The organism is Sunxiuqinia sp. (assembly GCF_055140945.1).
This window is the reverse complement of the sequence record NZ_JBSQYS010000023.1, coordinates 1-25,677: the sequence shown is the minus strand read 5'-3', so window position 1 is coordinate 25,677 and position 25,677 is coordinate 1. Positions and strand designations below refer to the sequence as shown.

At 41.6% G+C, this 25,677-nt stretch carries 22 protein-coding genes; 8 read left to right on the top strand and 14 right to left on the bottom strand.

The features are described from left to right. Window position 1: 1 nt before the first annotated feature. Entirely contained in the window at window positions 2-256 is a 255-nt protein-coding gene (locus ACTB00_RS11975) for a TM1266 family iron-only hydrogenase system putative regulator (protein WP_463300154.1), read from the bottom strand. Window positions 257-581: 325 nt separating this feature from the next. Here ACTB00_RS11975 and hydE point away from each other — a divergent pair, with 325 nt between their 5' ends. Then, entirely contained in the window at window positions 582-1,670 is a 1,089-nt protein-coding gene (gene hydE / locus ACTB00_RS11970; protein ID WP_463300153.1) for a [FeFe] hydrogenase H-cluster radical SAM maturase HydE, read from the top strand. A gap of 15 nt (window positions 1,671-1,685) precedes the next feature. Here the strand turns inward: hydE and ACTB00_RS11965 are convergent, their stop codons facing one another. The 4 genes from ACTB00_RS11965 to ACTB00_RS11950 all read right to left on the bottom strand — a co-directional run bounded on the left by ACTB00_RS11965 (window position 1,686) and on the right by ACTB00_RS11950 (window position 5,930). Beyond that, entirely contained in the window at window positions 1,686-2,165 is a 480-nt protein-coding gene (locus tag ACTB00_RS11965) for a methylated-DNA--[protein]-cysteine S-methyltransferase (protein ID WP_463300152.1), read from the bottom strand. 294 nt (window positions 2,166-2,459) lie between these two features. Beyond that, the gene (locus ACTB00_RS11960) at window positions 2,460-4,250 is read right to left on the bottom strand and encodes an NADH-dependent [FeFe] hydrogenase, group A6 (RefSeq protein ID WP_463300151.1); all 1,791 of its coding nucleotides are present in this window, start codon (window positions 4,248-4,250) and stop codon (window positions 2,460-2,462) included. Window positions 4,251-4,267: 17 nt separating this feature from the next. Continuing rightward, the gene (locus ACTB00_RS11955; RefSeq protein WP_463300150.1) at window positions 4,268-5,455 is read right to left on the bottom strand and encodes an NADH-ubiquinone oxidoreductase-F iron-sulfur binding region domain-containing protein; all 1,188 of its coding nucleotides are present in this window, start codon (window positions 5,453-5,455) and stop codon (window positions 4,268-4,270) included. Between the two features lie 10 nt (window positions 5,456-5,465). Next, window positions 5,466-5,930 carry an NADH-quinone oxidoreductase subunit NuoE family protein gene (locus ACTB00_RS11950; protein WP_463300149.1) on the bottom strand — a complete coding sequence of 155 codons (465 nt, stop codon included), beginning with the start codon at window positions 5,928-5,930 and terminating at the stop codon, window positions 5,466-5,468. 341 nt (window positions 5,931-6,271) lie between these two features. Here ACTB00_RS11950 and ACTB00_RS11945 point away from each other — a divergent pair, with 341 nt between their 5' ends. From ACTB00_RS11945 to ACTB00_RS11935, 3 genes are all read left to right on the top strand, one after another. Beyond that, complete coding sequence (locus ACTB00_RS11945; protein WP_463300148.1) at window positions 6,272-6,736, top strand: CYTH domain-containing protein; 465 nt, start codon at window positions 6,272-6,274, stop codon at window positions 6,734-6,736. Between the two features lie 87 nt (window positions 6,737-6,823). Beyond that, the gene (locus ACTB00_RS11940; RefSeq protein WP_463300147.1) at window positions 6,824-8,800 is read left to right on the top strand and encodes a DUF3078 domain-containing protein; all 1,977 of its coding nucleotides are present in this window, start codon (window positions 6,824-6,826) and stop codon (window positions 8,798-8,800) included. A 3-nt stretch (window positions 8,801-8,803) separates the two neighbouring features. After that, window positions 8,804-9,184 carry an SRPBCC domain-containing protein gene (locus tag ACTB00_RS11935; RefSeq protein WP_159520050.1) on the top strand — a complete coding sequence of 127 codons (381 nt, stop codon included), beginning with the start codon at window positions 8,804-8,806 and terminating at the stop codon, window positions 9,182-9,184. A gap of 79 nt (window positions 9,185-9,263) precedes the next feature. Here the strand turns inward: ACTB00_RS11935 and ACTB00_RS11930 are convergent, their stop codons facing one another. The 3 genes from ACTB00_RS11930 to ACTB00_RS11920 all read right to left on the bottom strand — a co-directional run bounded on the left by ACTB00_RS11930 (window position 9,264) and on the right by ACTB00_RS11920 (window position 14,853). Next, entirely contained in the window at window positions 9,264-10,790 is a 1,527-nt protein-coding gene (locus ACTB00_RS11930; protein ID WP_463300146.1) for a TolB family protein, read from the bottom strand. 150 nt (window positions 10,791-10,940) lie between these two features. Next, complete coding sequence (locus ACTB00_RS11925) at window positions 10,941-13,235, bottom strand: sodium-translocating pyrophosphatase (protein ID WP_463300145.1); 2,295 nt, start codon at window positions 13,233-13,235, stop codon at window positions 10,941-10,943. A gap of 271 nt (window positions 13,236-13,506) precedes the next feature. Continuing rightward, window positions 13,507-14,853 (bottom strand): MATE family efflux transporter, encoded by a 1,347-nt coding sequence (locus ACTB00_RS11920; RefSeq protein WP_463300144.1) that lies wholly within the window; start codon window positions 14,851-14,853, stop codon window positions 13,507-13,509. A gap of 278 nt (window positions 14,854-15,131) precedes the next feature. On the opposite strand from ACTB00_RS11920, the gene ACTB00_RS11915 reads away from it, so the two are divergent. Next, window positions 15,132-15,602 (top strand): low molecular weight protein-tyrosine-phosphatase, encoded by a 471-nt coding sequence (locus tag ACTB00_RS11915; protein ID WP_463300143.1) that lies wholly within the window; start codon window positions 15,132-15,134, stop codon window positions 15,600-15,602. 135 nt (window positions 15,603-15,737) lie between these two features. Further along, window positions 15,738-16,490, top strand: coding sequence for a class I SAM-dependent methyltransferase (locus tag ACTB00_RS11910; protein ID WP_463300142.1), 753 nt, complete (start codon window positions 15,738-15,740; stop codon window positions 16,488-16,490). Here the strand turns inward: ACTB00_RS11910 and ACTB00_RS11905 are convergent. The 6 genes from ACTB00_RS11905 to nrfH all read right to left on the bottom strand — a co-directional run bounded on the left by ACTB00_RS11905 (window position 16,487) and on the right by nrfH (window position 23,499). Then, a complete protein-coding gene (locus ACTB00_RS11905; protein ID WP_463300141.1) occupies window positions 16,487-18,016 on the bottom strand; it encodes a PepSY domain-containing protein in 1,530 nt (509 codons plus the stop codon). The genes ACTB00_RS11910 and ACTB00_RS11905 overlap by 4 nt on opposite strands. A 109-nt stretch (window positions 18,017-18,125) precedes the next feature. Further along, a complete protein-coding gene (gene ccsA, locus ACTB00_RS11900; protein WP_463300140.1) occupies window positions 18,126-18,929 on the bottom strand; it encodes a cytochrome c biogenesis protein CcsA in 804 nt (267 codons plus the stop codon). Further along, a complete protein-coding gene (locus ACTB00_RS11895) occupies window positions 18,929-20,164 on the bottom strand; it encodes a cytochrome c biogenesis ResB family protein (RefSeq protein ID WP_463300139.1) in 1,236 nt (411 codons plus the stop codon). Before ACTB00_RS11895 ends, ccsA begins: the two co-directional genes overlap by 1 nt. A gap of 2 nt (window positions 20,165-20,166) precedes the next feature. Further along, entirely contained in the window at window positions 20,167-21,384 is a 1,218-nt protein-coding gene (locus tag ACTB00_RS11890) for an alginate export family protein (RefSeq protein WP_463300138.1), read from the bottom strand. A gap of 12 nt (window positions 21,385-21,396) precedes the next feature. Then, window positions 21,397-22,911: an ammonia-forming cytochrome c nitrite reductase gene (gene nrfA, locus ACTB00_RS11885; protein ID WP_463300137.1), complete on the bottom strand. Its 1,515-nt coding sequence runs from the start codon at window positions 22,909-22,911 to the stop codon at window positions 21,397-21,399. A gap of 15 nt (window positions 22,912-22,926) precedes the next feature. Continuing rightward, window positions 22,927-23,499: a cytochrome c nitrite reductase small subunit gene (gene nrfH / locus ACTB00_RS11880; protein ID WP_463300136.1), complete on the bottom strand. Its 573-nt coding sequence runs from the start codon at window positions 23,497-23,499 to the stop codon at window positions 22,927-22,929. Window positions 23,500-23,830: 331 nt separating this feature from the next. Between nrfH and ACTB00_RS11875 the strand changes: the two genes are divergently transcribed. Both ACTB00_RS11875 and ACTB00_RS11870 read left to right on the top strand, forming a co-directional pair. Next, on the top strand, window positions 23,831-25,105 hold the full coding sequence (locus ACTB00_RS11875) for a hypothetical protein (protein ID WP_463300135.1): 1,275 nt from the start codon (window positions 23,831-23,833) through the stop codon (window positions 25,103-25,105). A gap of 218 nt (window positions 25,106-25,323) precedes the next feature. Continuing rightward, the gene (locus tag ACTB00_RS11870; protein ID WP_463300134.1) at window positions 25,324-25,476 is read left to right on the top strand and encodes a hypothetical protein; all 153 of its coding nucleotides are present in this window, start codon (window positions 25,324-25,326) and stop codon (window positions 25,474-25,476) included. The last annotated feature ends 201 nt before the right edge of the window (window positions 25,477-25,677 follow it).

Here is a 25,677-nt window from a genome sequence, read left to right as displayed (position 1 = left end):
TTTATTTTTTTGCTAGTCCTGATTTTACCTGAACGCCATTGATAGCTCCCAGACGACCGGTTAGTTTGCCTATTTCGTCGGTGTTGCTGTTTACAACTAATGTGATAACTGATGTATTCCCTTTTATTTTGGGAATGCCTGTTCGGGCAAGAATTAAGTCGGCATGCTCGCTAAGTATTTGGTTTACAACACCTGCTGACTGTTCACGATCTTCAATAATTATTCCTACAAAACCTAGACGATTCTGTGTATTCATGATCTTTTTTTTGTGCAGGAATAGGGGAGTAGCAATACAAAATACCGCTCATGACAAAGAACAGTAGTTGTAACTGATGGATATTTAGTAGTTCCCCCTTGAAGTCAGTCTGTTGACCTTCCCGCAGGTTTCGCTGCAAAACTACAATAGTTTGGTCATATTGTATCAAACAACAGACCTATTTAAATTGAATATGAATAAAAACTTTCGATTTTTCATGAAGAGCATTTAAATAGAAATACTGCAAGTTTTCTTTGAGTTTAGTTTGGGAAAAGAATATGACTATTCTGCATGTTGAGATTTTTGAAAAGTTTATCTTCGCAGGGTGAGAAATGTACAGGAAATCGTTGGTCAGAAATCATTTTCGAAAGCTGATTTATTAACTCTGTTGGAAGCAGAAGGGCAGGATCGGCAATTGCTGTTTGAGGCTGCTCAGGCAAAGAAACTAAAAGTGGTCGGAAAGAAAGTATTTTTCCGTGGATTGGTTGAATTCTCTAATATCTGCTCCAAAGACTGCCTTTATTGTGGAATCAGAAAGAGTAACGAAAAGGTTGTTCGTTACGAAGCTAGCGACGATGAGATATTGGGCGCTTGCCGTTTTGCGTGGGAGAACCGTTTTGGCTCAGTCGTTCTGCAATCGGGTGAGTTGTCGTCACCGGTGTTTATCAATCGGGTTGATCGCTTGGTGAAATCCATCAAAAGATTGTCAAATGACGAGTTGGGAATTACGCTTTCATGCGGAGAGCAGACTCCCAAAACTTATCAACGTTGGTTTAATAGTGGAGCTCATCGGTATTTGTTGCGTATTGAAAGTTCAAATGCAGAGTTATATCAAAAAATTCATCCCAATAATTCGTTGCACTCCTTTGAAAAGCGACTTGAATGTCTCAATTTGTTAAAAGAGTGTGGGTATCAGGTAGGAACCGGAGTGATGATCGGCTTACCTTTTCAGGAGATCGGCCACTTGGCAGAAGACTTGCTTTTTCTTAAAAAACTGGATGTCGATATGGTTGGCATGGGGCCCTATATTGAGCATGAAGATACACCCCTTTATCAATTTCGTGAGCAGTTGGCAACTAAGCAGGAGCGCTTTGATTTAGCTTTGAAAATGATTGCTGTTTTGCGATTGCTCATGCCAGATATTAATATTGCTGCTGCTACAGCATTGCAGGCGATTGATCCGGTGGGAAGAGAAAAAGCCCTGAAAATAGGAGCTAACGTGATTATGCCAAATCTGACTCCTTGCGATTTCCGGAAGGAATATCAGTTATATGAAGATAAACCGTGTTTGGACGAAGATGCAGAACTTTGCCGCAATTGCCTGGAGGCTCGAATTGAAATGGCCGGCAGCGAAATTGGCTACGGAGAGTGGGGCGATTCCAAACATTTTAAAGGGCGAACTGCTCAAAATTGAAGCACTTCCCATTGATTAGAACAACGTTTCTTTATAATTGGCATTCTCCATTTCGTGACGCAGTAACCATTTTTTCCGCCAAACTCCCCCGGCATAACCCACAAGCTTATTATGGCGCCCAATTACCCGATGGCAAGGAACAACGATTGAAAGCGGATTTTTGGCATTGGCTCCTCCCACGGCTCGCACCAGCTTTTTATCGCTAAGTAGGTCTGCCAACTCACTATAGGTAATTTGTCGTCCGTACTCAACTGCTTCCAATTGTTTCCAAACTCTTAGTTGAAATTCGGTTCCCGATGGCTGAATTGGCAAATCGAATTGGAATAAACGACCCGCAAAGTACTCGTCAAATTGCTCAGTGATTAGCTTTTTTAGTTTTGGACAGAAATCGGTTGTATTGACTTCGTGTTCCGTGAAATGAATTCGAGAGATAGCGTTTTCTGATGAATTAATCTGCAGCAATCCAATTGGAGATATGTATGTAATAGATGGCATTGACCTTTTTTGTTTTATTATAGTTAACATTTAGGTAACGTAGAATTAACAAAAAAGTTTGGATGAAAATGAGTTTTAAAGGAAGAACAATTTTGCGGTTCGTCTTTCTTTATTGGTCGATCTGCCTATCGGTTACTGTTGTTAGGTGATTGTGAAAATCCGCCTGGAATGCATCCGTTTTTAGCTACTTTTCGATTAAACTATCGGTTTGTGCCAAGCAGGAAAGCGGGTAATTAATTAAAAGAGTCAGCCTTTATGCAAAAGAGAATAGAAGGCTGACTCGAAGAATTTTCTTTAAAAGCGATCTCTTGGAGTATACTTCGTGTGTAGTAAAAGATGAGATTTTGCCCCCAGCGGCTCGCCCAGATAGTCTTGATAAATTTTAAGTACTTCAGGATTTTCGTGAGACTTTCGCAAGGGCATGCTTTTATCTTCGGCATAAATTGCTTCAGTCCTTTTTTGCCTGATCTCTGGACTTGTAGGAATCGGCTGTCCTCCGCCTCCCAGGCATCCTCCCGGGCAAGCCATTATTTCAATAAAATGATAGTCGTTAGTTCCGTTTTTTACGGCGTCCATTACTTTTTTCGCATTCACCAATCCGTGTGCTACTGCGCATTTCAGTTCAATACCATCCAGGAAACTCCACTCTTTTAATGGATGATCAATTTTAATGCTGGCTTCTTTAACGCCCTCCATACCCCGCACAGGAATGATGTCGAGGTTTTTAAATGGGACCTCGCGGCCGGTAACTAATTCGTAGGCAGTTCGTAGCGCAGCTTCCATTACTCCGCCGGTAGCTCCAAAGATAGCACCGGCTCCTGTCGATTCTCCCATAAGACGGTCGTATTTGGCATCGGGAAGTTTGGCGAAATTGATACCCGCTTGCTTGATCATAATAGCCAACTCACGGGTGGTCAGCACATAGTCAACATCGCGAAAACCACTGTCGTGCATTTCGGGTCGATTGGCTTCAAATTTTTTGGCTGTGCAAGGCATGATTGAGACTGAAACAATTTTGTTGGGATCGATTTTATTGGCTTTTGCATAGTATGTTTTCACAAGTGCTCCGAACATTTGTTGAGGCGACTTACACGTTGAAAGGTTCTCCAAAAACTCGGGGTACATGTGCTCAATGTATTTGATCCAGCCTGGAGAACAAGACGTTGCCAGCGGAAGCTTCACTTGATCGTTTTTTTCTGCAACCACTTTTTTGAGCCTGTTTAGAAGTTCTGTTCCTTCTTCAATAATCGTGAGGTCGGCTGTAAAATCGGTATCCATAACTGAGTTAAACCCCAGCCGTTTGAGTGCTGATACCATTTTGCCTGTCACCCGTTCGCCAACCTCCAGTCCGAGTTCTTCGCCAAGTCCAACACGTATGGCCGGAGCTGTTTGAACAACCACATGCTTTTGTGGATCAGAAATGGCATCCCAAACTTCCTCAATATAGTTGTGTTCAACCAAGGCACCGGTAGGGCAATGATTAACACACTGCCCGCAATTGGTGCACACCACCTCATTCATTGCTTTTTCAAAAAAGGTAGCAATCTTCATTTCATCGCCTTTATAAGCAACCGTGAGCGCATTCACCCCTTGCATTTCAGCACAAGTGCGAACGCAACGCTGGCAACGAATGCACTTGCTGTCGTCTTTTATGATTGAAGGTGAAAACTGGTCGATGGTATAATTTTTCAGGGGAGCTAGTCGCAAAAAGTCCTGCGTCATTATTTTATATTCCGAAGCTAGCGTCTGTAGCTCGCAATTTCCGTTTTTGTAGCACCTGGTGCAATCAGCATTGTGTTCAGAAAGTAATAATTCGATGATGTGTTTGCGCGAGTTTCTTACTTTCAAACTATTGGTGTGAATTTCCATTTCTTCCTCACAAGGAGTAGCGCATGCAGCGGCCAGCCGCTTCTGTCCGGTAACTTCAACCACGCACACCCGGCAATTTCCGGCAATGCAAAGGTCTTTGTGGTAGCAGAGTGTTGGAATAATTATTCCGGCTTTGTTTGCAGCATCCAGTATTGTTTTTCCTTTTTCAATTTCAAACTGAAAACCATTAATCGTGACATTTATTTGATTACTCATTGTTTTTCCTTTTGGTATTAGTAAATCATTTCTTCCCTGAAATTTTCGACAATGGAACTGAACGAATTGGCAACTGATTGCCCCAGCCCGCACTTGGCCGTCAGTTGCATGGTTTCGGTAAGCTTCAGGAGTTTGTTGAGATATTGAGCCGGTTTTTCACCTCTTTTTACTGCTTTTATTCCACTGTGAAGTTGCTGGCAACCCACGCGGCAAGGGGTGCATTGTCCGCAACTTTCCTCGCGAAAAAAATCCAGGTAATTGTCTAGTACATTGTACATCGAACGAGAGCTATTAAACAGCATCATGGAGCCTCCGGTGGGTAATGAAATGCCGGTGAGTTTTCCCCGGTAGCCAATTGTTGTTTTTCCGAAGCGTTTGCGGGGGACCAAAAAACCGGATGCTCCGCCAACCTGAACGGCCTTGGTGTCGCCATCGCCAAATTCAGTTACAAAATCCTGCAAGCTCATTCCCAATTCCAGCTCGTAAATACCTGGCTTTGGTGTATCGCCCGAAACGGAAAATAGCTTTGAACCACGAGAATACTGCACGCCCAGGTCGTAGAATTTTTTTGCTCCGTACTTGAAAATGGTAAAAGCGTGTGCCAGGGTTTCAACATTATTCACAACTGTGGCTTTTCCCTGATAACCGAATGATGTCGGGTAGGGTGGTTTGTTGCGAGGTTCACCCCGCTTTCCTTCCATCGACTCAAAAAGTGCTGTTTCCTCGCCGCAAATGTAGGCTCCGCTGCCAAGGAATATTTTCACCTTAAAATTGAGACCTGCTTTTTTGCAGTAGTGTTCAAACTCGCCAATTACTTTTGTTAATTCGGGAACCAGAAATTTATATTCGCCACGCAGGTAAATAAAACCTTCTTGCGAATTAACAACATGGGCGCAAACAGCCATCGCAGTTAGCACTTTATAGGGAACCTCCGAAAGGATTTCGCGGTCTTTGAATGTTCCCGGTTCTCCTTCGTCGGCATTGCAAATCACGTATTTTTTATCCGATTGGTCTTCGGCTGTTAATTTCCATTTTAAGCCGGTCGGAAATCCTGCTCCTCCGCGCCCCTTAAGTTCTGAACTCATCAATTCGTTAATCAGTTCCTGAGCGGGTCTCTTTAAGGTTTTGTCGAGAATTTTTTTCCAGTCGTTGTCATTTTTAAAAATGAAATCGGCTCTTTTTAATTGATATGTTGCTGCAACCATAATGTTGTATTTATTTTTTAAGGTACTGGGTTAAAATATCTCTGACAGACTCAGGAGTAAGTTCCGTGTACACTTCGTTATTGATCAGCATTGCCGGAGCCTTGTGGCACCAACCCAGACAGTTGGTTTGTAGTAGCGAAAATTTACCGTCTGGCGTGGTCTCACCCATGCCAATTTTCAACATGTTTTCAATGGTTAGTAGAATTTGGTTTTTGCCTTTCATCGAACAAGTGATTGTTTTGCATACCCGAATAATATAAGTACCCATTTTTTGATATTCGAGAAACGAATAGAACGTCGCCGTGCCATAAACATCAGCTGCAGGCATGTCCAGTTCACGGGCAATTTCAATCATCGAATACTCCGACAGATATTTTTCCTGTTCGACAACGCCTTGTAAAATTGGCAATAAATTGGTTCGATTTCTTCCGTGTTGGCTTGCCAGATTTTTAATCAGATCTTGTACTGGATCCATGTAGATTGAGTTATTGGTTTTTAAACGATGATAATAGTAGTTGTTTGAAAAAACGCCTAATAAAAGGCTGGGTCGGGTCCGTTGATGACTTTGCTTTTTTTAGAGTGTAAGTAAAGATCATTTGTGCACTTTAGTGGTAAAATTAAGAAGGGTGAATCGATTTATATAGAGACATTTGTCAGAATATTAAAATAGTAATCTGTTTTGCAGCATAGTTTAGTTATTTACCCCATCGTTGAAGTGATTTGTGGCGTCATCGTGCTTATTAAGAATTATTTGATCTTTTAATTCTTATAATGCCCGGCTGAAGTGTATTTTTGCGGAGAAGAATCAACAAAATTATGGCAATAGAAATAGAAAGGAAGTTCCTGATTAATGAGGAGCTACTTCAAAAGCCCGTGAAAAAGATAAGTATGGTGCAAGCTTACTTGCAAACAGATCCGGATCGAACAATTCGTGTTCGGATTACCGATGAAGCGGCTTTCCTTACAATAAAGGGACGAGGAAACGGAATTTCGAGACCGGAGTTTGAATATCAAATTCCGGTTGATGATGCCGAAGAGCTATTAAAGTTAGCTGTGTATCCACCAGTTGAAAAGGATCGTTTCCATATTGTCGTAAATAATCGCACTTGGGAAGTTGACTTTTTTAAGGGAGCCAACAAAGGACTATTTTTAGCAGAATTGGAGCTAGATGCTGAAGATGAGTCTTTTGAAATGCCAATCTGGATCACAAAGGAAGTAACCGGTCAGGAGAAATATCATAATTCGTATCTGGCAAAATATCCATTTTCTACCTGGAAATAGTCGAATGGCTTAATTTTTGTGCGTTGAGCACAAGATTTTTTTGTGTGCGTCGTTTTTAAGAAAAGCCAATATAACCCGTTTTAGTTTATGAGAAGCAGATTAATACTAGCTGTTACTTTTTTCCTTGTCGTTTTTTGTGTCGTTTCTAAGGCCGAAGAGTCGCCTATTAGAAACCAGAAAAGTTCTTCAATTGATTCGGTTCAAGTCAGCGTTGATTACCTTAACCATTTTTTATATCAGAACAGCGATTGGATCCCAGTCGATAATGAGCTTGGGAAAAGCCTGAAAGGCTTGGTTCACTTTGCTGAGGATGAAGATATCGATACGATACTGTACAAGCTTGAAAAGTATCGCATGGTAGATGATCCTAGTTTTTTTTATCGGCCGATAGATCGTGTTTCCGATTCGTTAGAAGTAGCGGGCTATGTGTCGAAAACGGAATTGGATGAGAAATTGAGTCGTAAGGAACGATCCATTCGGTCAACAATCGTAAAAGATGAGATTGCTGTCCCTGAGGAAATTTTTGAAAAACTGGATGAGAAAGTGAATCTGCTGGCAAAGGATGAGGTTGATTTCCTGTTAAGAGATTCTCTTGTCATTTTACCCGATAGCTTAAAAGGGTTTGATGTAATTCCTGATTCAATTATTAGTAGTCCGGCAGACTTTATACGCCTGCAAAAAATGGATAGTCTGAAACGCATACTGCTCGAAGAAGCCCGTATTCATTATAATAATAATATGCTGAATTTTTATATAGACTCAGTCAGCGATGCTTATCGGACTCAGTATATTCAGGAATATGTCCAAAAGGAAAAAGCTGATCTGGTTGATTCAATTCGGGCTCAAAACAGGGAAATACTGAGAAAATACAATCAGGCGGTGATGAAGGCAATCAATGATTCGATCTCAAAAAAGATTGATGTGTTAACCAATTTTGCTAAAAAGGATTCGGTAAATATATGGGTGAAAAACAGTGAAGGAGATTCAACAAGAGTTATCCTTCGCAATAATGCTAATCGTTATACCCGAATGTTTCTAAAAAATGAGCAAAAGGATTCCTTGGGTATCCGTATTCATAATGATGGTAAAAACTCGATGCAGATTTTTATTGATGATGCCGTGACCCTTAAGCGATTTTCAACTCAACAAACAAAGGCTTTCGATTTCGATCAGTTTGAACCCGAGAGTAGCCTTCGTTCAATTGATCAACGCTATAAGGTGATTACTCCGTGGAGTTTAGGGGGCGATGGGAATTTTGGTTTTTCTCAAACTGCACTGAGCAATTGGAAAAAGGGTGGGAAGAGTGCTCTTTCTACTTTGCTGGTTTTAAAAGGATTTGCGAATTATTCGTACAAAAAAGTAAAGTGGGAAAACTCAATTGAACTTCGAAATGGCTGGATAAAACCATCAGGAGTGATCCAGAAGAATGATGATAAATTTGAATTTATCTCGCGTTATGGATTAAGTGCCTTTAAAAAATGGTATTATAGTGCGGAGATCGATTTTCAAACTCAGCTGTTTAACGGTTATAATTACCCAGATAAAGAGACTAAAATTTCAGCATTTTTAGCTCCGACAAAAACATTGATTAAGATTGGTTTAGATTATAAACCGAACAAAAACTTTTCGCTGTTCCTTTCACCTTTTACATCCAAAACGGTTTATGTGAGAGACACCGCTGAGGTGGACCCAACTAAGTTTGGAATTGATAAAGGAAAGAAACGCTATTGGGAACCGGGTTTAAATGCCGATGTTTCGTATAAAACAGACATAACGCCTGATATTTCTTATCAGATGAAGTATAAGATGTTCATCAATTACAGCTCCCCTTTTTCAAAATTCGATGTTGATTGGGAAAATAATTTCGTAATGAAATTGAACGATTTTATCAATCTTCGGGCAATGTTGCATTTTATATACGACGATAATGTGAAATTCAAGGTGGGAGAAAGGGCTGATGGAAGTGATATCCTGGAGCCCAGATGGCAAATCAAAGAATTTGTAACCATTGGCTTTTCCTATAAACTAAATAAACGTATCTTCCGACGAGAAAAAGTAAATTAAGAGATGAAGGATTATAAAAAATATTTTAGTCTGGATGCCAGTCCGGCGGATGTGTACAATGCGTTGACTAATAAAACGATGCTTGAGATATGGACAGGTGAAGCTGCCGTGATGGAGGAAAAACCGGATACTGAGTTTTCGCTTTGGGAGGGAAGTATAAGTGGTAAAAACCTGGAGTTTGAAAAGAACCACAAGCTTGTTCAGGAATGGTATTTTGGCGACCAGGATGCTGCATCGATTGTGACCATCAAACTGCATAAGGATGGGGACGGTACGAGCATGGAAGTTCGCCAAAGTAATATCCCCGATGAAGCGTATGATAATATTGTTGAGGGCTGGGAGGAAGATTATTTTGAATCTCTAAATCAGCTGTTTGAGCAATAAGCCATTCAAAAAATATAGAAAAAAGGACGGGATATCTCAAACTTGAGATATCCCGTCCTTTTTTACAAAATATGTTCTTCTATTTTTTGCCCGAATTGCTCACAAATGCAATGTGTTTGCTATCGGGTGACCAGGAAGGTACATTAATGGTTCCCTGCCCACCATACAGATAGGCAATTACTTGAGGTGCACCTCCGCTGGTGGGCATCAGGCGAAGCATCACTCTTTTGTACGAAGGATGGGAGTTGAACTCAATATCAGCAGGAAAGGATATAAAAGCAATCCACTTTCCATCCGGCGAAATGTGAGGAAACCAATCATTGTACTCATCAAAGGTTAGTTGTTCATGATCGCTTCCATCAGGTTTCATGCGCCAAAGTTGCATGGTGCCGGATTTACTTCCATTGTAATAAATATATTTTCCGTCAGGCGAAAATTCGCAGCCGTCAACATGCTCACCGGGCTGACTATTGGTTAGTGCAACTTCTTTTCCTCCGTCAATGGAGTTTTTGTAAATGTTGAATACATGGCTTCCACTGCGTTGAGCAACATAGAGTACTTCGTTATTATTAGGAGCCCAGCCATGCCAGTATGAGGGAGCCTCTTCGGTAACCAGTTGTGGTGTTCCGCCCTCTAAAGGCAAAACATATACCCTTGACCCACCACCGCCTTTTTGCATTTGGCTGTGATGGCTAATTGCAAGCATCTTTCCATCGAATGAAATTCCATGATCATTATTGAGATTATCGGCAAAATCGGTGTTTAATTTTTCTAAATTACCACCTTCAATCGGAATTTTGTAAAGAGAACCATCCATGTTGAATAATAGCTTTCTGCCATCAGTCATCCAGTTTGGTGCTTCAAAACGATCATTTTTTTCGTAGATGATTTTCCGTTCTCCATTAAAAATATTCATTGTTTCAAGTCTGCACCCAAGCCAACCTTCTTGTCCCGGGTCATAGTCGTCTGACACAGGTTGATCAATTCGAACGTTCCAGATTTTTGCTTTTTCGATTACATCCGGATTATGAGAATTGACAAATAGGCCTGCAAATACTTTCTCCGGTAGGCTTTCCATAACCTGTGAGCCAATTAGCTGTAGTGGTTCTCCAATATGAGCAGCCCGAAAAATCATCTTTTTACCTTTGCGTTCGAGTTGTAATATTTGGTAATTTGGTTTTGGAGCAAATCGTTCATCTTCCGGATCGCGCATAAATGCCCCTTTTAAAGGTCGCCACTGCATTACGGTTAACCCATCTCCATGAAGAACAGCAGAACAGTGTGCATCATTTTCTTCTTCAGAAGCTCTAACCATCCAGCCGATTTTTCGATTCGGATCAGTTCCTTTTTCAACAAAAGAAAAATTGGCTGTCAATATGAAATCACCTTCCAATTCGTTGTATAGGTAATGAAACTCATCTCGTTCGAACCAAATATTGTAACCAGATCCCCCGATTAAGTATTCTTGGGTTTCACTATTGTAGTTTGCAGAACCACTAATCTTGGGGTTTCCAATGTCTTTATTATTACTAAATATACCTGTCGGGAGTTGTGCAAAAAGCGAAGAGAGATTAAAGCACAGAAGAAAGAAAATTAAGTATTTCATAGTTAGTCATTTCGGTTAGAATAGCTAAAGGTAAAAAAATCAGAAGAGGATTTTGAATGCTATAAAGCAAAAATGATCTATTTGTACAAGCAAAAAAAACCTGTGAGCAGAAGCCCACAGGTTATCAGTTTATTTAGCAATCTATTATTTTTACATTAAGCTCAATGTAACGGTTAAACCGGCCATTACAACAGAAACCATGGTCATCAATTTAATTAAGATATTAAGTGATGGGCCTGACGTATCTTTAAACGGATCGCCGACAGTATCGCCAACAACACCGGCCTTGTGGGCCTCGCTACCTTTTCCACCGTAGTTTCCTTTTTCAATATATTTTTTGGCATTATCCCAGGCACCACCAGCGTTATTCATAAATACAGCCAATGTAAATCCTGAGGTTAAGCCACCGGCAAGTAAGCCAATAACTCCGGCAACACCCATTGATGCTCCAACAAGCACGGGAACGATGATGGCAACCAATGATGGCAACAACATTTCTTTTTGGGCTCCAATGGTTGAAATTTCAACACACTTGGCATATTCAGGTGTCGCAGTGCCCTCGAGGATTCCTTTTATTTCGCGGAACTGACGACGCACTTCTTCAACCATAGCACCAGCGGCACGCCCAACTGCTTTCATGGTCATCGCACTAAAAACAAATGCCATCATAGATCCCAGGAACAAACCTCCCAAAAACAAGGGGTTGAAAAGCGTGATATCGTAGGCAGCTGAAAAATCCTTTACAGAAGCCATATTGAGCTGAACGACTTTAATGCCTTCTTCAACGTTAGGCACGACGTCGGTATAAAAAGCGAAATCGCCGACACGCACAAAACCTTCTCCGGCATTAGCAATTTTGCCAAACCACAAGCGAATTTCTTCCATGTAAGCTGCAATCAAAGCCATAGCTGTCAGTGCGGCTGATCCGATAGCAAAACCTTTTCCGGTCGCGGCGGTTGTGTTTCCAAGCATGTCCAAGGCATCGGTACGTTCACGAACCTCTTTGGGTAGTTCGGCCATTTCAGCATTTCCTCCGGCATTATCAGCAATAGGACCAAAAGCGTCGGTTGCCAGCGTGATTCCAAGTGTTGAAAGCATTCCAACCGCAGCAAATCCAATTCCATAAACTCCCATCGCAAAGTGATCAAAACCTCCTGCTGACCAAAAAGAACCAATGATTCCGAGTACGATTGTTACAACGGGAATCCAGGTTGAGTACATTCCGACAGCTATACCGTCGATAATTGTTGTTGCAGGTCCCTGTAGTGCCTGGGCTGCAATCCCTTGAGTAGGCTTGTATTCATCCGATGTGAAATATTCAGTTGCTTGACCAATAATTACGCCGGCAGCTAGTCCAATGATTACAGCACCAAAAACGCCCCAGGTAATCCATCCCATGTAAACCATTCCAATCATTGCCACCAGCACCAATACCGACGAACCGCCGGTTCCGAGAAGAAGCGCATTCAGTAGGTTTTTCTGTGTTGCAGATTCTTTCGTACGAACCATGAAAATACCAACAATAGAGAAAATAATACCAATTGCGGCTACAAGCATGGGGGCAATTACGGCCATTTCGGTCGTCATTCCCGAAACTTGTAATGCAGCAACTGGCAGGGCAGCACCCAGCGCGGCGGTTGCTAGAATAGATCCGCAATAAGATTCGTAAAGGTCGGCACCCATACCGGCGACATCTCCTACGTTGTCTCCTACGTTATCGGCAATTGTAGCGGGATTACGGGGATCGTCTTCAGGAATCCCAGCTTCTACTTTTCCAACAAGGTCGGCACCTACATCGGCAGCTTTGGTATAAATTCCACCTCCCACACGAGCGAAAAGTGCTTGTGTTGATGCACCCATTCCGAAGGTAAGCATGGTGGTTGTAATTTCCACTAGCTTTTGTGCTTCACTGGTTCCGGCATGTACGAAGTTCAACCCAATTAGATGAAACCCGTTAGTCATGTGCTCGGGGGTAAAGATTACGCTGTTTAGGAACCAGTACCATAAGGCAATGTCTAACAGTCCAAATCCTACAACAATTAAGCCCATTACGGCACCACTTCGGAAAGCTACTTTCAACCCTTTGTTTAGTGATTGAGAAGCACCATGAGTTGTTCGTGCTGAGGCAAAGGTGGCTGTTTTCATTCCAAGAAAGCCACAAAGGCCAGAGAAAAAACCACCAGTTAAAAAGGCAATGGGTACAAACGGATTCTGTACACCAAGGTATGCCAAAAGCAATAAAATAAGTAAAAGAATAAGAAAAACGATGCCAACAACTTTATATTGGCGATACAAATACGCCATTGCCCCTTCGCGAACATATTGAGCGATTTCAATCATTCGTGGTGTGCCTTCCGAATTCTTCATCATTGATTTGAAGAAAAACCAGGCAAAGACAAGAGCCAAGATCGAACATAAAGGAATTATCCAGAATATAGCATTCATAAGAAAAATTAGTTTTTTGCAACGCTGTTGCGGTTAGAGATTTATTTTTTTTGTTTTTACAAACAGCCCTCAAAATAGTAAATATTGATGACTGAAAAGTACCCTATCAACTGTTATATGGCAGACCGCTTGTAAGGTTTTTGAAGTAAGTAAAGATAATTAAAAATGGCTGAATCGATTCTTTTTAGCGTGCAGGGATGTCAATTTGTAAAGATTCTAAAGTAATATGTGTTCAATTAACACTTTTGGATGAGGGTGTTTGGGAGCGATCTTATTTTTGAGGTGGCTTTTGAACGACCTCTTTTCCTCTCCACTTTCCTGTAAAGTAGTAAATAATAAGAATAATTGTACCGGCAAACCACCCTGTCGGTTCAGCCCACCAGATGCCATTTACGCCAATGTGGTCGGATAAAAAATAGGCCATCGGAATGCGAAAAACATACAATGCCGTAAGTGTGGTAAGCATGGGGATAAAAGTGGCTCCCGCACCACGCAGAAACCCGGTAAATGTAAACATAACAGACAACAGCAGGTAAAATGAAGAAACGATGACCAGGTAGTCTTGCCCGATTGCAATTACAGCCGGATCAGGGGTGAATAGCTTAATCAGGTATTTTCCGAATACGATGATAATGACAGATATAAAGGCCGAATAAATCAAAGAAAACAGGAGGGTGATTTTAAGGCCTTTCTTTGCCCGATCTTCTCGGAAAGCTCCAAGATTTTGTCCGGTAAAGCTCGAAAGGGCTGAAGAAAAAGTTATCGCTGGCATTTTGGCAAAAGAGTCAATTCTGATTGCAGCTGAGTAGGCTGCCACGGCATTGGTGCCAAAACCGTTCACAATAACCATAATGGCCATCATCCCAAAAGCGACAAACGACTGCTGAAAACCGGTTGGAAGTCCGATGCGTATGCAGCTTTTGAATATCTCTTTGTCGAACACGTATTTGCGGAACGACAGTTTAATAACCGCATGTTTCTTATTTAAATACCAGGCAGCGGTAAAAAAAGCACTGGCCTGTGCTATCACTGTTGCAAATGCTGCTCCCTCAATTCCCCATTTAAAAACCAGGATAAAGAGTAAATCTAAAACGATATTACTAAAAGTTGAAAAGATCATAAAGTAGAGCGGTGTTTTTGCATCTCCCAAACCTCTTAAAATAGAGGTGATTCCAGCGAATCCGAAGAAGAAAAACATTCCCGTTAAGTATATCTTAATGTAACTGACAGCTTCGGGCAAAATAGCAACTGGCAATTGCAATAACCGGAATATTTCTTCGCTGAAATAAATACCGAGTGAAGTGACCACCAGCGAGGCAGCAAGGAAAAAGATAAAAATGGTATCGATTGTTTTGGATACATTCTCCATCTGTTTAGCTCCAAAATATTGCGAAACAACTGTTGAGGCTCCGGAGCCAACTCCAATAATCAGAGAGATGAGAGTGAAAATAATTGGAAACGATGCGCCAACAGCGGCCAGTGCCTCTTTTCCCAGGTAATTTCCTACGATAATACTGTCGACAATATTGTAAAGGTTCTGAAATAAATTACCAATAACTAAAGGGACAGAAAAATTCAGGATAATTTTTGCTTCACTTCCAACCGTAAAATCTTTCATTCTCTTTTATAACAGAATGCAAAGCTGAGTATTTTAAACTTCTTTTCAAAATGAACAATGCGTATACAACATCAGCTGATAAAATGGATTTTTTTCAACTCTTTGGAGATGATTTCTAAAATTTACTGGAATAAACTTTCATGCTCAATAGAATAATTTAATTTTGTATTGAAAGCAATTGATGGTATGAAACGAGCACGTAAAAGCTTTTACACACAGAAGAATAATTTTATGCGAGTTCCATGTGATGCCATAAAAAAACAAACAATTATAATCGGATGAAAAAGCGGGTGTTATTTGTCTGTTTAGGAAATATTTGCCGGTCGCCCAGTGCAGAGGCGGTATTTAATTCTGTAATTCAGACACAAGGATTGGAAGATCAAATTGAATGTGATTCGGCCGGAACAACTGGATATCATGCGGGAGAGCCGGCAGACCGAAGAATGCAGGGACATGCCATTCAACGTGGTTATCGGTTGACATCCATCTCGCGCCCGGTAAATCCCGAAAGAGATTTCCATGATTTTGACTACATTATTGGAATGGATGATAACAATGTTTGGGATTTAAAAAAAATGACATCGAAGCCCGAAGAGATCAGGAAGATTTATAAGATGACAGATTTTTCATCGGGCAATCAGTATAAATTAGTTCCTGATCCGTATTATGGGGGAGAAGAAGGATTCGAGTTGGTGTTAGATATTCTCGAAGATTCCTGTCGTGGACTACTTAAAAAAATGCAGGAGTAGTATTCAGGCTTTCTGTTGCCAATTGCCAGAGTATTTTTCTCCAGTTATATTTTTGTTGACCGGCAGGCTATTAATAGATATTACAAGACGCAGCTGTTCAAAAAGCTAGAAACATTAAGATAAAAATTTCCAACCATGAAGATTGATCAGGCCATTTTTTATTCATCGATTGCAAAGTATTACAATCAAATATTTCCATTAAACGAAAATCAAGTTCAATTTGTGAAAACAAGCCTTGGATCGCTTGATGGCAAAAATATCCTGGACATTGGTTGTTCCACTGGTCAGTTGGCTATGAAATTAGCCTCCGCAGGAGCCCAGATTACAGCAATCGATTTAAATGAGGAAATGATCAACATAGCTGAGAAGGAGAATCATTTTCCCGGTTTGTCGTTTCAGGTTGGCAATATGCTGGAAGCCGGGACTTTTTCTACTGAGTCGAGCTTGGATGCTGTTTTATGTTTTGGAAATACCTTGGTACATCTGGATTCGATCAATGAAATTGCTCAATTCTTTAAAGCTGTTGCCAAAGCATTGAAGCCGGGAGGAAGATTTATGATCCAGATTCTGAACTACGATTACATTCTTGATCATGAAGTGGAAGAACTTCCATTGATAGATACTCCAAAAATAAGTTTTATCCGGAAATATGATTTGCCGACAGAAGATGAAGAGAAGGTCATTTTTAACACAGAGCTGGTAATTAAAAACAGTCGCGATTCCTTGTTTCATGCTTCACGATTACTCCCGATACGGAAAGAAGATTTAAATGCTTTGCTGAAACACTATGGCTTTGAGCGCATGGTTTATTATGCAAATTTCCAAAAGAAGCCTTACGGCGGAAATCATTTACCACTGATTGTTACGGCAGAACGATCAGCTTCTTAATTCGCTTTTTTTAACCGTTTTTTCCGATACGCTTTCCACCAAATCACAAAACCACTGACGAGGACCATAATCAGGCAGAGGCCTGATAGAGGAACATACAGAATGTAGAAGGGGCCAATGAGATGCTCAAATATCCGTCCGGTATGCACTTCCAGTGCGGTATTCCAGAGTGAGATCGGCGATTTTTTCAGAACCTCATTGGGCATTTCCCAGTTTGGCATATTTTCAAAGTTCTGCATGCCGAGACTGTAATCGAATAGATAGTGAGCATTTTTACTGAACTCAAAATATCCGGTAATGAGGTGGTCTGATATTGGTCGGCCGCTACTGGCTTGGGGTGGCTTTTGGCTGAATGCATCAAGTACGGACTGGTTTTTTAGATCCCAAATGAATAGCCCGCTAAATGAACCAACCAAATAGCTGGTTGAGCTGAGTGGCTCTAGCACATTGCACCCCATCACACTCACCGGAGGTTGCCCGCTTGCTTTTTTTAGTGTTTGGCTTAGTCCCTCATTGGCCAAATAAAAACCATCGGGGGTTGAAATGAGATACGATTTTAGTGTTTCGTTCCACGTTCCACGTCTTAGTTTGTCAAACCACGGATTTGGATCGTCTAAATGAGTTCCCGGTATTAATCCAACTTTCGAGTTCGCGATTGGAATCAACAATGGAGGACGTAAAAACATACCCGCTGTCGTGTTCAGAATTAGAAAAACAATGAAGGTGTAACCCACCACGTTGTGCCAACGGAGATTAAGTTTCCGGGTGGCGGTGAGTTTCGAATTGTCTTTTAGCTTCTTTCTTCGGCGCTTAGCAATTTTAGGAAAGAAAAAATGAAGCAAGCCGGTAACGGATAGTAAAATGGTTACCAAGCCAAGCAAGTCAACAAAAAGCTTTCCGGCTAATCCAAATAGCTCGCCGCTATGTAGTTCCCATAGGGTGTTGAATAAACCAGTTTTTCGCTCATAGTCAACAGGCTTGGGCAGCTGAATAACTTCAAATTGGTGGTTGCCGACCGACTTCAGTAAATGATGACGACTCATCACCATCAGCGTGTCTTCCTTGATGAACAAATCTGTTAGCCGGGTTTCTTTTGTGGGTAGTGGAATGTGTTGCCACTTTTCGCTGCCTATTTTTCTTTCGTAAAGTCCAAAGTGAGTCGCAGCAAATAAGGTATTCTGAAATTTTTCAACCTTGTAGATTTTTCTTTTGTCGATTCCCTCAGGAAAACCAGTGTTAAAATCAGCTATTGTATTTCCGTTTTTCTTCCAAACGCCTATGTTTCCGTAGAATATAAAGTTTGCTGAATCTACTGGCAAACCGCCACGCACTGCTGCCAGATTCCAGTTTTTGTATTGGTAGTCGGAAGGAAGCCAGTTTCGATTAATGTCGATGGAAGAAACCACGGACCGGTGGTTCATCACAATGCCGGATAAGGCGAAAAGAATTGCCAGAAATGCAATGATTACTCCGGGCCATTTGTGCAACTTTCGGAACAGTTTTAAGAGTTTATTTTTTCGCTTCATGAATGACTTGTAGTTGATAATCTCATTTGAGACGATCTTGATTTCTGCTTTGCAAAATTAAGCGAAGTCTGATCTTAACATGTATCTAATGTTACAAATCAACGAAATGTTAGTTGCTATAGGTGTGTACGCTATTCTGAGCCGTTGGCAAGTAATTCACCCCAAACCAACAAACCAGCAATAACGCAAAAGCAATCAGAAGGATCCACATAGCCTGTTCGTTTCGTTTTAAGTGTTTATACCGATGATGAATGTAAATCAGGTATGCGCTCCATGTAATAAAAGCCCAGGTTTCTTTGGGGTCCCAAGTCCAGTAATGTCCCCAGGCTTCCTTCGCCCAAAGTGCGCCAAAGAGCAAACCCATGGTTAAAAATGAAAAGCCCAGGTACACGAAATTATCAGCCAGAGATGGAAGTGCTTGCCAGTCTTTATTACGATAATTTTGATAGATGGCTTTTAGAGCTACTAAGCTCGAAGCGGCCAACAAGGCATAAGCAAACATGTACACGATAACATGCGGAATAAACCAAACACTTTGCAGTGCCGGCATTAGGCTTTTATCGTGTGTTTCAGGGTTTAAATAGTTGATGACAATAAACAGCCCTCCCATGAACAGGCTGTATGCTAACAGCCATTTATATTTCCAGCGGGCAAAACTTACCAGCCCAATTGCTGGTAATAGCAAGGAATACCACAGCCGGGTTTCTCCCAAAGTCCGCATGGGCGGACGGTCAATTTTTGTCCATAGAATGATGATGAACAATGACAGGCTCAAAATTCCGCCGAAAGCCAGAAGAGACGGAAGATATTTTTGTATTGATTTATTAGCAGACCGCAAAAATAAGCTACCGACGCTCGCCAGCCAAAAGAACAAGGTGATAACAACATAAACTTCAAAATTAATCCATCCCATTACAATTGTTCCTTTCTCTTTTTTGTTCCATCCCGAAACAAGAACAGTGTTCCGGCCAACAACATGAAAATGCCTAAGTAAACTGCCGGAATCCATGGATCTCGCACCAGCTCAATCACACTCAAGGTAGACCACTTACCCATTTCAGTGTCGTAACTTAGTTGATAAAGTTTCCATCCTCCCAGCTTAAATGGTTTATTCACTTCCAGTGTAGTTTCCAGTTGTTGGCCATCCTGGGTGAAAATTCGAATAGCCGACTGATACTTTTGTGGCTCGGGCGGTAGCATTACAATGGAGTGCTCACCGCTGATCTTAAAAGCGTACGGTTGTTGCCTGAAGCTTCCTGAGCTAACCCAGCCGTTTGTTGTTTCCCCAGTTTTGGTATGTGTAACTTTAAGTTGCGCAGCAGGCGGCGATCCGATTTCATTCACCCGTTCAAATCGATTGCCAATGAGGCCAGCTTCGCCTAGCAGTTTTTCAACTTCAACCTTGTAGCTTAACAATTGGAAAGGAGCTTCTGCAACTGAAAAATACTGGTTCTTTTTGCCTTCTGTTACCACCTTTCCTGTTTCATTATCAATCAATGTTAGCTTGGGGGGATACTCATCAATACTGAAGTTGAGCAACTCAATCGCGATGGGGAGCTCAATCACTTGTCCGCGTTGATTGGTTGCCCGCCATTCCGCCTGACCTTCCTGACAATTCATACTTAGTCGTTGCAGGTCGCTGCTCCCCAAGGCAGCTGCAGTCAGGGCAATCCACAATCCCAGATGGTTTAAAATATAACCTGTGTTTTTTAGTTTGAAGGGGATGAAGCGTTTCAAAGTCGCCAGTCCGAGACTGGATAAAAAATAGACGTTTGCCAAAGCAAAAAGCCAGCTGCTTGTCAACTGATTTAATCCGGTCAGGTTGATGATTAAGGATGGCGACTGCTGGTGTTGAGGGATAATTCCCATCAGAATAGCCAACCCACAATAAAAAGCAGCTGAAGTTACCGCAGCGGGAACCGAGGATAGCCATTTGTGGAAAGCTGATTTTTTTGAGAAGAAATGAATTCCCAGTAAAATGGAGATAAACAATAGTCCAAGAATCAGATTTCCCGGCCACCGAGGAATTTGTGCTTTTAGGGAAGGAAAAAATGCCTGCCAAACGATTCCCAGTATTGCCAATCCACCTACAACAATCCAACCTTCACGATACGACCAGGGCGTTTGCCAGGTACTTCTCTTCGTCATACTTAGTTAAAAAATTTGGGGTTTACACTTAACATCAGCCAACTCCAGTAATTCGTGGCCGTATGATCTCCTCCTTTGATTAATTCCATGTTTTCGCCAGCAAACATAATCGAAAGTCCACAGCTCAATTTAGCTTCAGGACTAACTTTCCAACCCGCTCCTAGATCCAACTCAGTACCCAGATAGTTGGAGGCGTCAGCATTAATTTTAGCTGCTGCTGAAAAATAATGGACGTGAGCATTCAGGCTCCACTGGTTTTTTGAGTAATTGTACTTTGCATAGATGTCATTCAATCCAACATTGTTGGCATGGTTGCCCACATAGAAATAGTCCATGAAACCATTGAATTTATGGTTGGTGCCATACAAGGGAGTGAATGATTTGTTTTTATCATCATCGTATGCAGTTCCCGAAAGCCGCTCGTATCCCCACGTAATTCCTCTTGGGCAAGTCGCTTCAAGCAATACGTTGTAAGCGCTCAACTCCTTGCCATTGCCGGTTTTACCTGTTTGTAGATAAGCATTGGCGGCTAAATTAAATTGGCCTAGTTGAAACCTTGTGTGACCACCCAGCGTCTGACTGTAGTTTACTTCTTGTCCGTCGGTGGTTAGTTGAGGAACGCCGTTGTTTAAAGCAAGCAAGCTCAAACTGGAGTTGTTCCATTTTTTATTAACCCAAACAAATTGCAAATTTTTATAGGCGTCATTTCCGTCAAAAATATTATTGGTTGGATTTGTGTTTCCGTGATGAGCAATACCCAAATGCAGACTAATTTCACTTTGGTATTTCAGGATTGCCAAATCGTGCGAACGTGCCTGATGTGCCCAGCCCACATTTCCAAAGATGCGGTGGTCATCGTAGACTAATTCTTGTCGTCCGGCTTTGAGTGAAAATTCCGGAGTGAAAAATATTTCGGCCCATGCCTGATGTATTGAAGTGGCATAGTCTTCGTTTGCAACTAGCTGTGTCTGACTCCCCCAAGTCCGAACGTCTTGCAATACCAAATAGGTCATAACTTTTTCGGATTGGTACCAGGCGTTGAGTCGCGTTCGCTGAGCTGTGAATAATGATGCATCCTGATCGGCGGCAGCCAGGCTTTTATAGCCATGGCTCAACTCCGTGCGAGGTCGAAACTCGCCGCTCAACGAGAACTGCGCATAGGTTTTTGATATCGTCAGCGCCAGAACGATAACTAATCCAATGACTGATATCTTCTTCATCGTAATATTGGTTTAGTTTCGTTTGATATCCCAGGAGGCTTCTCTTTCTTTGGCTTGTTCAAGCCATTGAGGAACCACTGTTTCTAAAAACTCTTCTTTTTCCTTATTTAGTTTGGCCATATCCAGACCGATGAATTCCTGCGCTTTGGCTTTGGTTGAAATATCGGGGTAAGGTAACTCTTCGTTAAAACCTTTTGAAGCCAGCAAACGCGACAGTTTAATTCTGGTTTCCTGAGCGATGGTAATTCCGGTTGAAATAATCCGGCTGGTTTCAAGTGGAGCGTGGAACGAACCACCGTGAGCTGCTGCTGCATAATCCCAGCGCCATTGTGCATGACGAATTCCCATCAGGATTTCTTGCATTTCATCTTCACTAGCTTCTAAATCCCAGGCTTTTTTGGCTTCAAGGTGTGCGCGAACAATAAGCTCTTCCAATTTGTCACGGTTTTCAATGACTTTATCCTGTCGGTCAAATACATTTTGCAACAAGGTCGCAGTTTCTTCACGGTGGCAAACCTGACAGGAATTAGCAACATTGTTCAATGGAGATTGAATGTGGTGATCGGTAAATTTCTGTCCACCCTCTGATTTGTATGGCATGTGGCAATCGGCGCACGAAACACCACGTTCGGCATGGATTCCCTGCTTGTAAATTTCATATCCCGGGTGCTGGGCTTTCAGCATCGGAGCTTTACTAATGGCATGTGTCCAATCGCTGAAATTCATTTCGTCGTAATATTCTTCGGCGGCTTCCACTGTCATTCCTTTCTCCCATGGAAAGGTGAGGTATTGAGCACCACCAACTGTGTTTTTGTTGAAGTAATATTCTACGTGGCATTGAGCGCAAACCAAGGAACGCATTTCCTGGTGAGTGGCTTTATTAACATCTTTTCCCATTTTCTCAAATGCTTCGACCAATGCTGGTCGGGTTACGCGAAGATTCATTGTTTCCGGATCATGGCAGTCCGCACAGCCAATCGGATTTACAATCTCGGAACCCAAACGAGCCCATTTCCCTTTGTAAAACTCGGCTACTCCTTCTTCCTGCATCACGCGAGGAACATCCGGGCTCTTACAAGTCCAACAAGTCGATGGCATGGGGCCTTCATCGGGGCCGTCCGGAGCACCAGTTCGCAGCGTTTTACGGATGTCTTCCACTGCATAGTAGTGACCTCTACCTTGATTATAATCTTTGGAAAAACCATACCCAGCCCAAAGTACAACAAGCCGAGGATCAACTTCGAGCATGTCGATCATGGCATTTCCATTGTATTTACTTTGGAATGAAGTATCTGCCGTCTGGTAATACGACTGAAATTCTCTTGGAAAGTTTTCTCCCCAGACCTCGTTGCGAGGTTCAAATTCCGACAACTTCACTTTAGGTACATTAACGAAACTGGCTTCAGCCCGGCGTTCCATGATGGAGGAAGCCAACAGCCCAAGCAGAAAAACGACAAGGATGGTAGCTGCGAAAAGAAGCCATCCGATAATTGGTTTTTGTTCAATGGTAGTCTTTAATGGTTTCATTGTATTGATGATTTTTTAGTTATTGTCTAATTTTTTAATCCACTCAGGTACGGGGCTCTCAGGAAGAGGAACACGGGCGAAAGGCGCGCTTGATAAACTGTTGACTCTTCCGTGAGGGACTTCTCTATGGCACTCCCAGCACTTTCGATCGGTGCGATGCTCTTTATAATTTGAAATGCAGACTGATTGCTTGGCATCCATCAACTGTCTTTCGTGGCAACGCACGCAATTTTGATGGACGACTTCAGCACCTTCCTCTTTGATGAAGATTACCTGAGGTTCTTTTCGAAGGGTGAAAATGGTAGCATGACGCAGCCCATCTTTTGCCTTGAAGTAATATTTATTGAACACGTTGTTGTGTGGTACGTGGCAGTCGTTGCAGTTGGTCCACTCGCGGTGTGAACTGTGATTCCAGGTTGCGTACTGAGGAGCCATGATGTGGCAATTCACACAGGTTTTCGGATCGTCAGACAAATATGAATGGGCTTTGGATAAGTAGACGGATAATACAAAAAGTCCGGCAAAAATCCCTAACGCAATAATAACGGGAATTCTCCAGATTTTAGGCGGATGAAATTTTTTGATCATGTCAGGCTTGTTTTTTTTATTGCTTAAAGCTACGCAGGTCAATGGAGGAAGGTTGTAACCAATGTTACAAAACGTAACAATTCCGGGAAATATTTGAACGTTTAATCCTTATCTAGACTCATTCAAAATTACTCCTGTTTTGTATCAATTTGTTAATATTGGCATTTACGCTTGTACACAGGTAGTTAATGTTTGGGCTTCTTGTCTGGGTATTTATTAGTCTATAGTTTGAATTTCCAGCAAACGTTTTCTTCTACTTTTGCGGCTTGAATCAGAAACGATGAAACCGAGTTGTTTCATCGTTTCTTGTTGAAGTAAAAACAGAACAGACATGCGCAGAAGAATTATTTTAGCAGTTATCTTGCTCACTTCTTTTATAGTGGGACAGTCTCAGGAAAAGTTAAGTAAAGATTTTAATCTGGATATTTACGGGTTCGTGAGAAATGATTTGATTGTTGATACCTACAAAGGAATTGATGCAGGCTACGACTTGTTTTACTTGTTTCCTTTGTATGCCGGGCAAGATCAGAATGGGGAAGATATTAATGAATGTACTAGTGCAACGCTTTCAGCAATGTCGACCAGATTGGGAGTGAAAGTAGACGGTCCCGAGATTTTTGGTGCAAAGACGAATGCGGTTGTTGAGTTCGACTTTCTGGGAATCACCAAGTCGGAGCCTACCTTATTTCGCATCCGCCATGCCAATGTGACGTTTAATTGGGAAAATTCAAAACTGCTGGTTGGACAAACCTGGCATCCGTTCTTCGGCGGAAGCGCTTATCCGATTGTTGCCGGGTTAAATACGGGTGCCCCGTTTCATGCATTTAACCGTTCGCCACAAATACGCTACGATTATAATGTAGGCCAATTTCAATTATCAGTTGCTGCCGTTTATGAAAATCAATATACATCGAAAGGATTGGAAGCCGGTGGTTTCGTTACCGGTAATCAAGCTCAGCGAAATGCGGTAATGCCAGAACTTGTTTTAACCACAGAATATCATCATGCAGGTGTGAAAATTGGAGCAGGAGCTGAGGTGAAACGCATTAAGCCTTGTATGACTACTGTGGGAACTGAAGGCTCCTTTAAGTTGGACGAAACTCTGACTAGCGCGGGTCTTATGGCCTACATTCAATATAAAAAGGAAAAGTTTTCCATTTTGGCTAAAGGTTTTTACGGACAAAATATGACTCACTTGACACAGGTTGGAGGATATGGAATTACGTCAGTTGATGAAGCAACCGGAGCCATGACATATACGAACTATACCAATTACACCAGCTTGTTGAATATTGTTTATGGTGAAAAATGGCAGGTGGGTATGTTTTTGGGTTATGGCGCCAACCTGGGAACTGGAGAGGCATTGTATGAATATCCAACGACAGGAACTGCGCTTACTAAAGGTGTTTTGCCCAATGTTCAGGACTTGGCCCGGATTGCACCGCACGTTTCACTTAACCTGTCTAAAATTCGATTGTCTGCTGAATATGAAATGACTACAGCAAATTATGGCGTCGGTGGTTTTCAGTTCGACGATGGTTTATACGCCGACACCCATCGCACGACGAATAATCGCATTATCGCCGTTATGACATACTTCTTTTAATTCAGCCTGAGTTTATAGCTTCATAAAAAGCGAATTTCATTTTAGTCACTTTGCTCGAAACTCTTCTAGCAAGAAACTTTTAAAGGTTTTTTGTCTATAAAAAATCAATATTAAGTATCTTTATGCCCTTTCTGATGGATTTGACGTTTTAATCGGCTTTTTCTTTTAAATACGGTGGGGTAATCAGAAGACTCTTTAACTTTTTGATAAAATTAAAAATGATAAAGCGAAAGTTAAGCAGCAACGAAAAGTTTCTAATTAGTTTTATTATTGTGTTGATTGTTGCCATTGCTTTTAATTGGAAAGAATTTTCGAAACAGATAAAAGAGGTTTTCGACCAGTCGACACCAACAGAGCAAACTGTTGAATAAGAAAACCGTTGGAAGTCGATTTGACGTTGATGGATAAAATGAAGCTTAAATGATCTCACATTGTTGAGGTATTATATAAAATAAGTATGAAACGAGCATGAACTTTTTTAATCAAAAATTCACAAACAAGGATGATTAAAAAAGTTGATGTGAGAGCGGAGCGGTTCCATCCGTTCTCAAATTTTAAAGTAAGTTTTTAAA

Bases quoted from the DNA above. Each gene is read 5' to 3' on its own strand.
- ACTB00_RS11930 (WP_463300146.1), bottom strand. From the start codon at position 10,790: ATGAAATACTTAATTTTCTTTCTTCTGTGCTTTAATCTCTCTTCGCTT.
- ACTB00_RS11940 (WP_463300147.1), top strand. From the start codon at position 6,824: ATGAGAAGCAGATTAATACTAGCTGTTACTTTTTTCCTTGTCGTTTTT.
- ccsA (WP_463300140.1), bottom strand. From the start codon at position 18,929: ATGGGATGGATTAATTTTGAAGTTTATGTTGTTATCACCTTGTTCTTT.
- ACTB00_RS11925 (WP_463300145.1), bottom strand. From the start codon at position 13,235: ATGAATGCTATATTCTGGATAATTCCTTTATGTTCGATCTTGGCTCTT.
- nrfH (WP_463300136.1), bottom strand. From the start codon at position 23,499: ATGATCAAAAAATTTCATCCGCCTAAAATCTGGAGAATTCCCGTTATT.
- ACTB00_RS11920 (WP_463300144.1), bottom strand. From the start codon at position 14,853: ATGAAAGATTTTACGGTTGGAAGTGAAGCAAAAATTATCCTGAATTTT.
- ACTB00_RS11890 (WP_463300138.1), bottom strand. From the start codon at position 21,384: ATGAAGAAGATATCAGTCATTGGATTAGTTATCGTTCTGGCGCTGACG.
- ACTB00_RS11905 (WP_463300141.1), bottom strand. From the start codon at position 18,016: ATGAAGCGAAAAAATAAACTCTTAAAACTGTTCCGAAAGTTGCACAAA.
- nrfA (WP_463300137.1), bottom strand. From the start codon at position 22,911: ATGAAACCATTAAAGACTACCATTGAACAAAAACCAATTATCGGATGG.
- ACTB00_RS11875 (WP_463300135.1), top strand. From the start codon at position 23,831: ATGCGCAGAAGAATTATTTTAGCAGTTATCTTGCTCACTTCTTTTATA.
- ACTB00_RS11965 (WP_463300152.1), bottom strand. From the start codon at position 2,165: ATGCCATCTATTACATACATATCTCCAATTGGATTGCTGCAGATTAAT.
- ACTB00_RS11975 (WP_463300154.1), bottom strand. From the start codon at position 256: ATGAATACACAGAATCGTCTAGGTTTTGTAGGAATAATTATTGAAGAT.
- ACTB00_RS11870 (WP_463300134.1), top strand. From the start codon at position 25,324: ATGATAAAGCGAAAGTTAAGCAGCAACGAAAAGTTTCTAATTAGTTTT.
- ACTB00_RS11935 (WP_159520050.1), top strand. From the start codon at position 8,804: ATGAAGGATTATAAAAAATATTTTAGTCTGGATGCCAGTCCGGCGGAT.
- ACTB00_RS11915 (WP_463300143.1), top strand. From the start codon at position 15,132: ATGAAAAAGCGGGTGTTATTTGTCTGTTTAGGAAATATTTGCCGGTCG.
- ACTB00_RS11960 (WP_463300151.1), bottom strand. From the start codon at position 4,250: ATGAGTAATCAAATAAATGTCACGATTAATGGTTTTCAGTTTGAAATT.
- ACTB00_RS11945 (WP_463300148.1), top strand. From the start codon at position 6,272: ATGGCAATAGAAATAGAAAGGAAGTTCCTGATTAATGAGGAGCTACTT.
- ACTB00_RS11950 (WP_463300149.1), bottom strand. From the start codon at position 5,930: ATGGATCCAGTACAAGATCTGATTAAAAATCTGGCAAGCCAACACGGA.
- ACTB00_RS11910 (WP_463300142.1), top strand. From the start codon at position 15,738: ATGAAGATTGATCAGGCCATTTTTTATTCATCGATTGCAAAGTATTAC.
- ACTB00_RS11955 (WP_463300150.1), bottom strand. From the start codon at position 5,455: ATGGTTGCAGCAACATATCAATTAAAAAGAGCCGATTTCATTTTTAAA.
- ACTB00_RS11895 (WP_463300139.1), bottom strand. From the start codon at position 20,164: ATGACGAAGAGAAGTACCTGGCAAACGCCCTGGTCGTATCGTGAAGGT.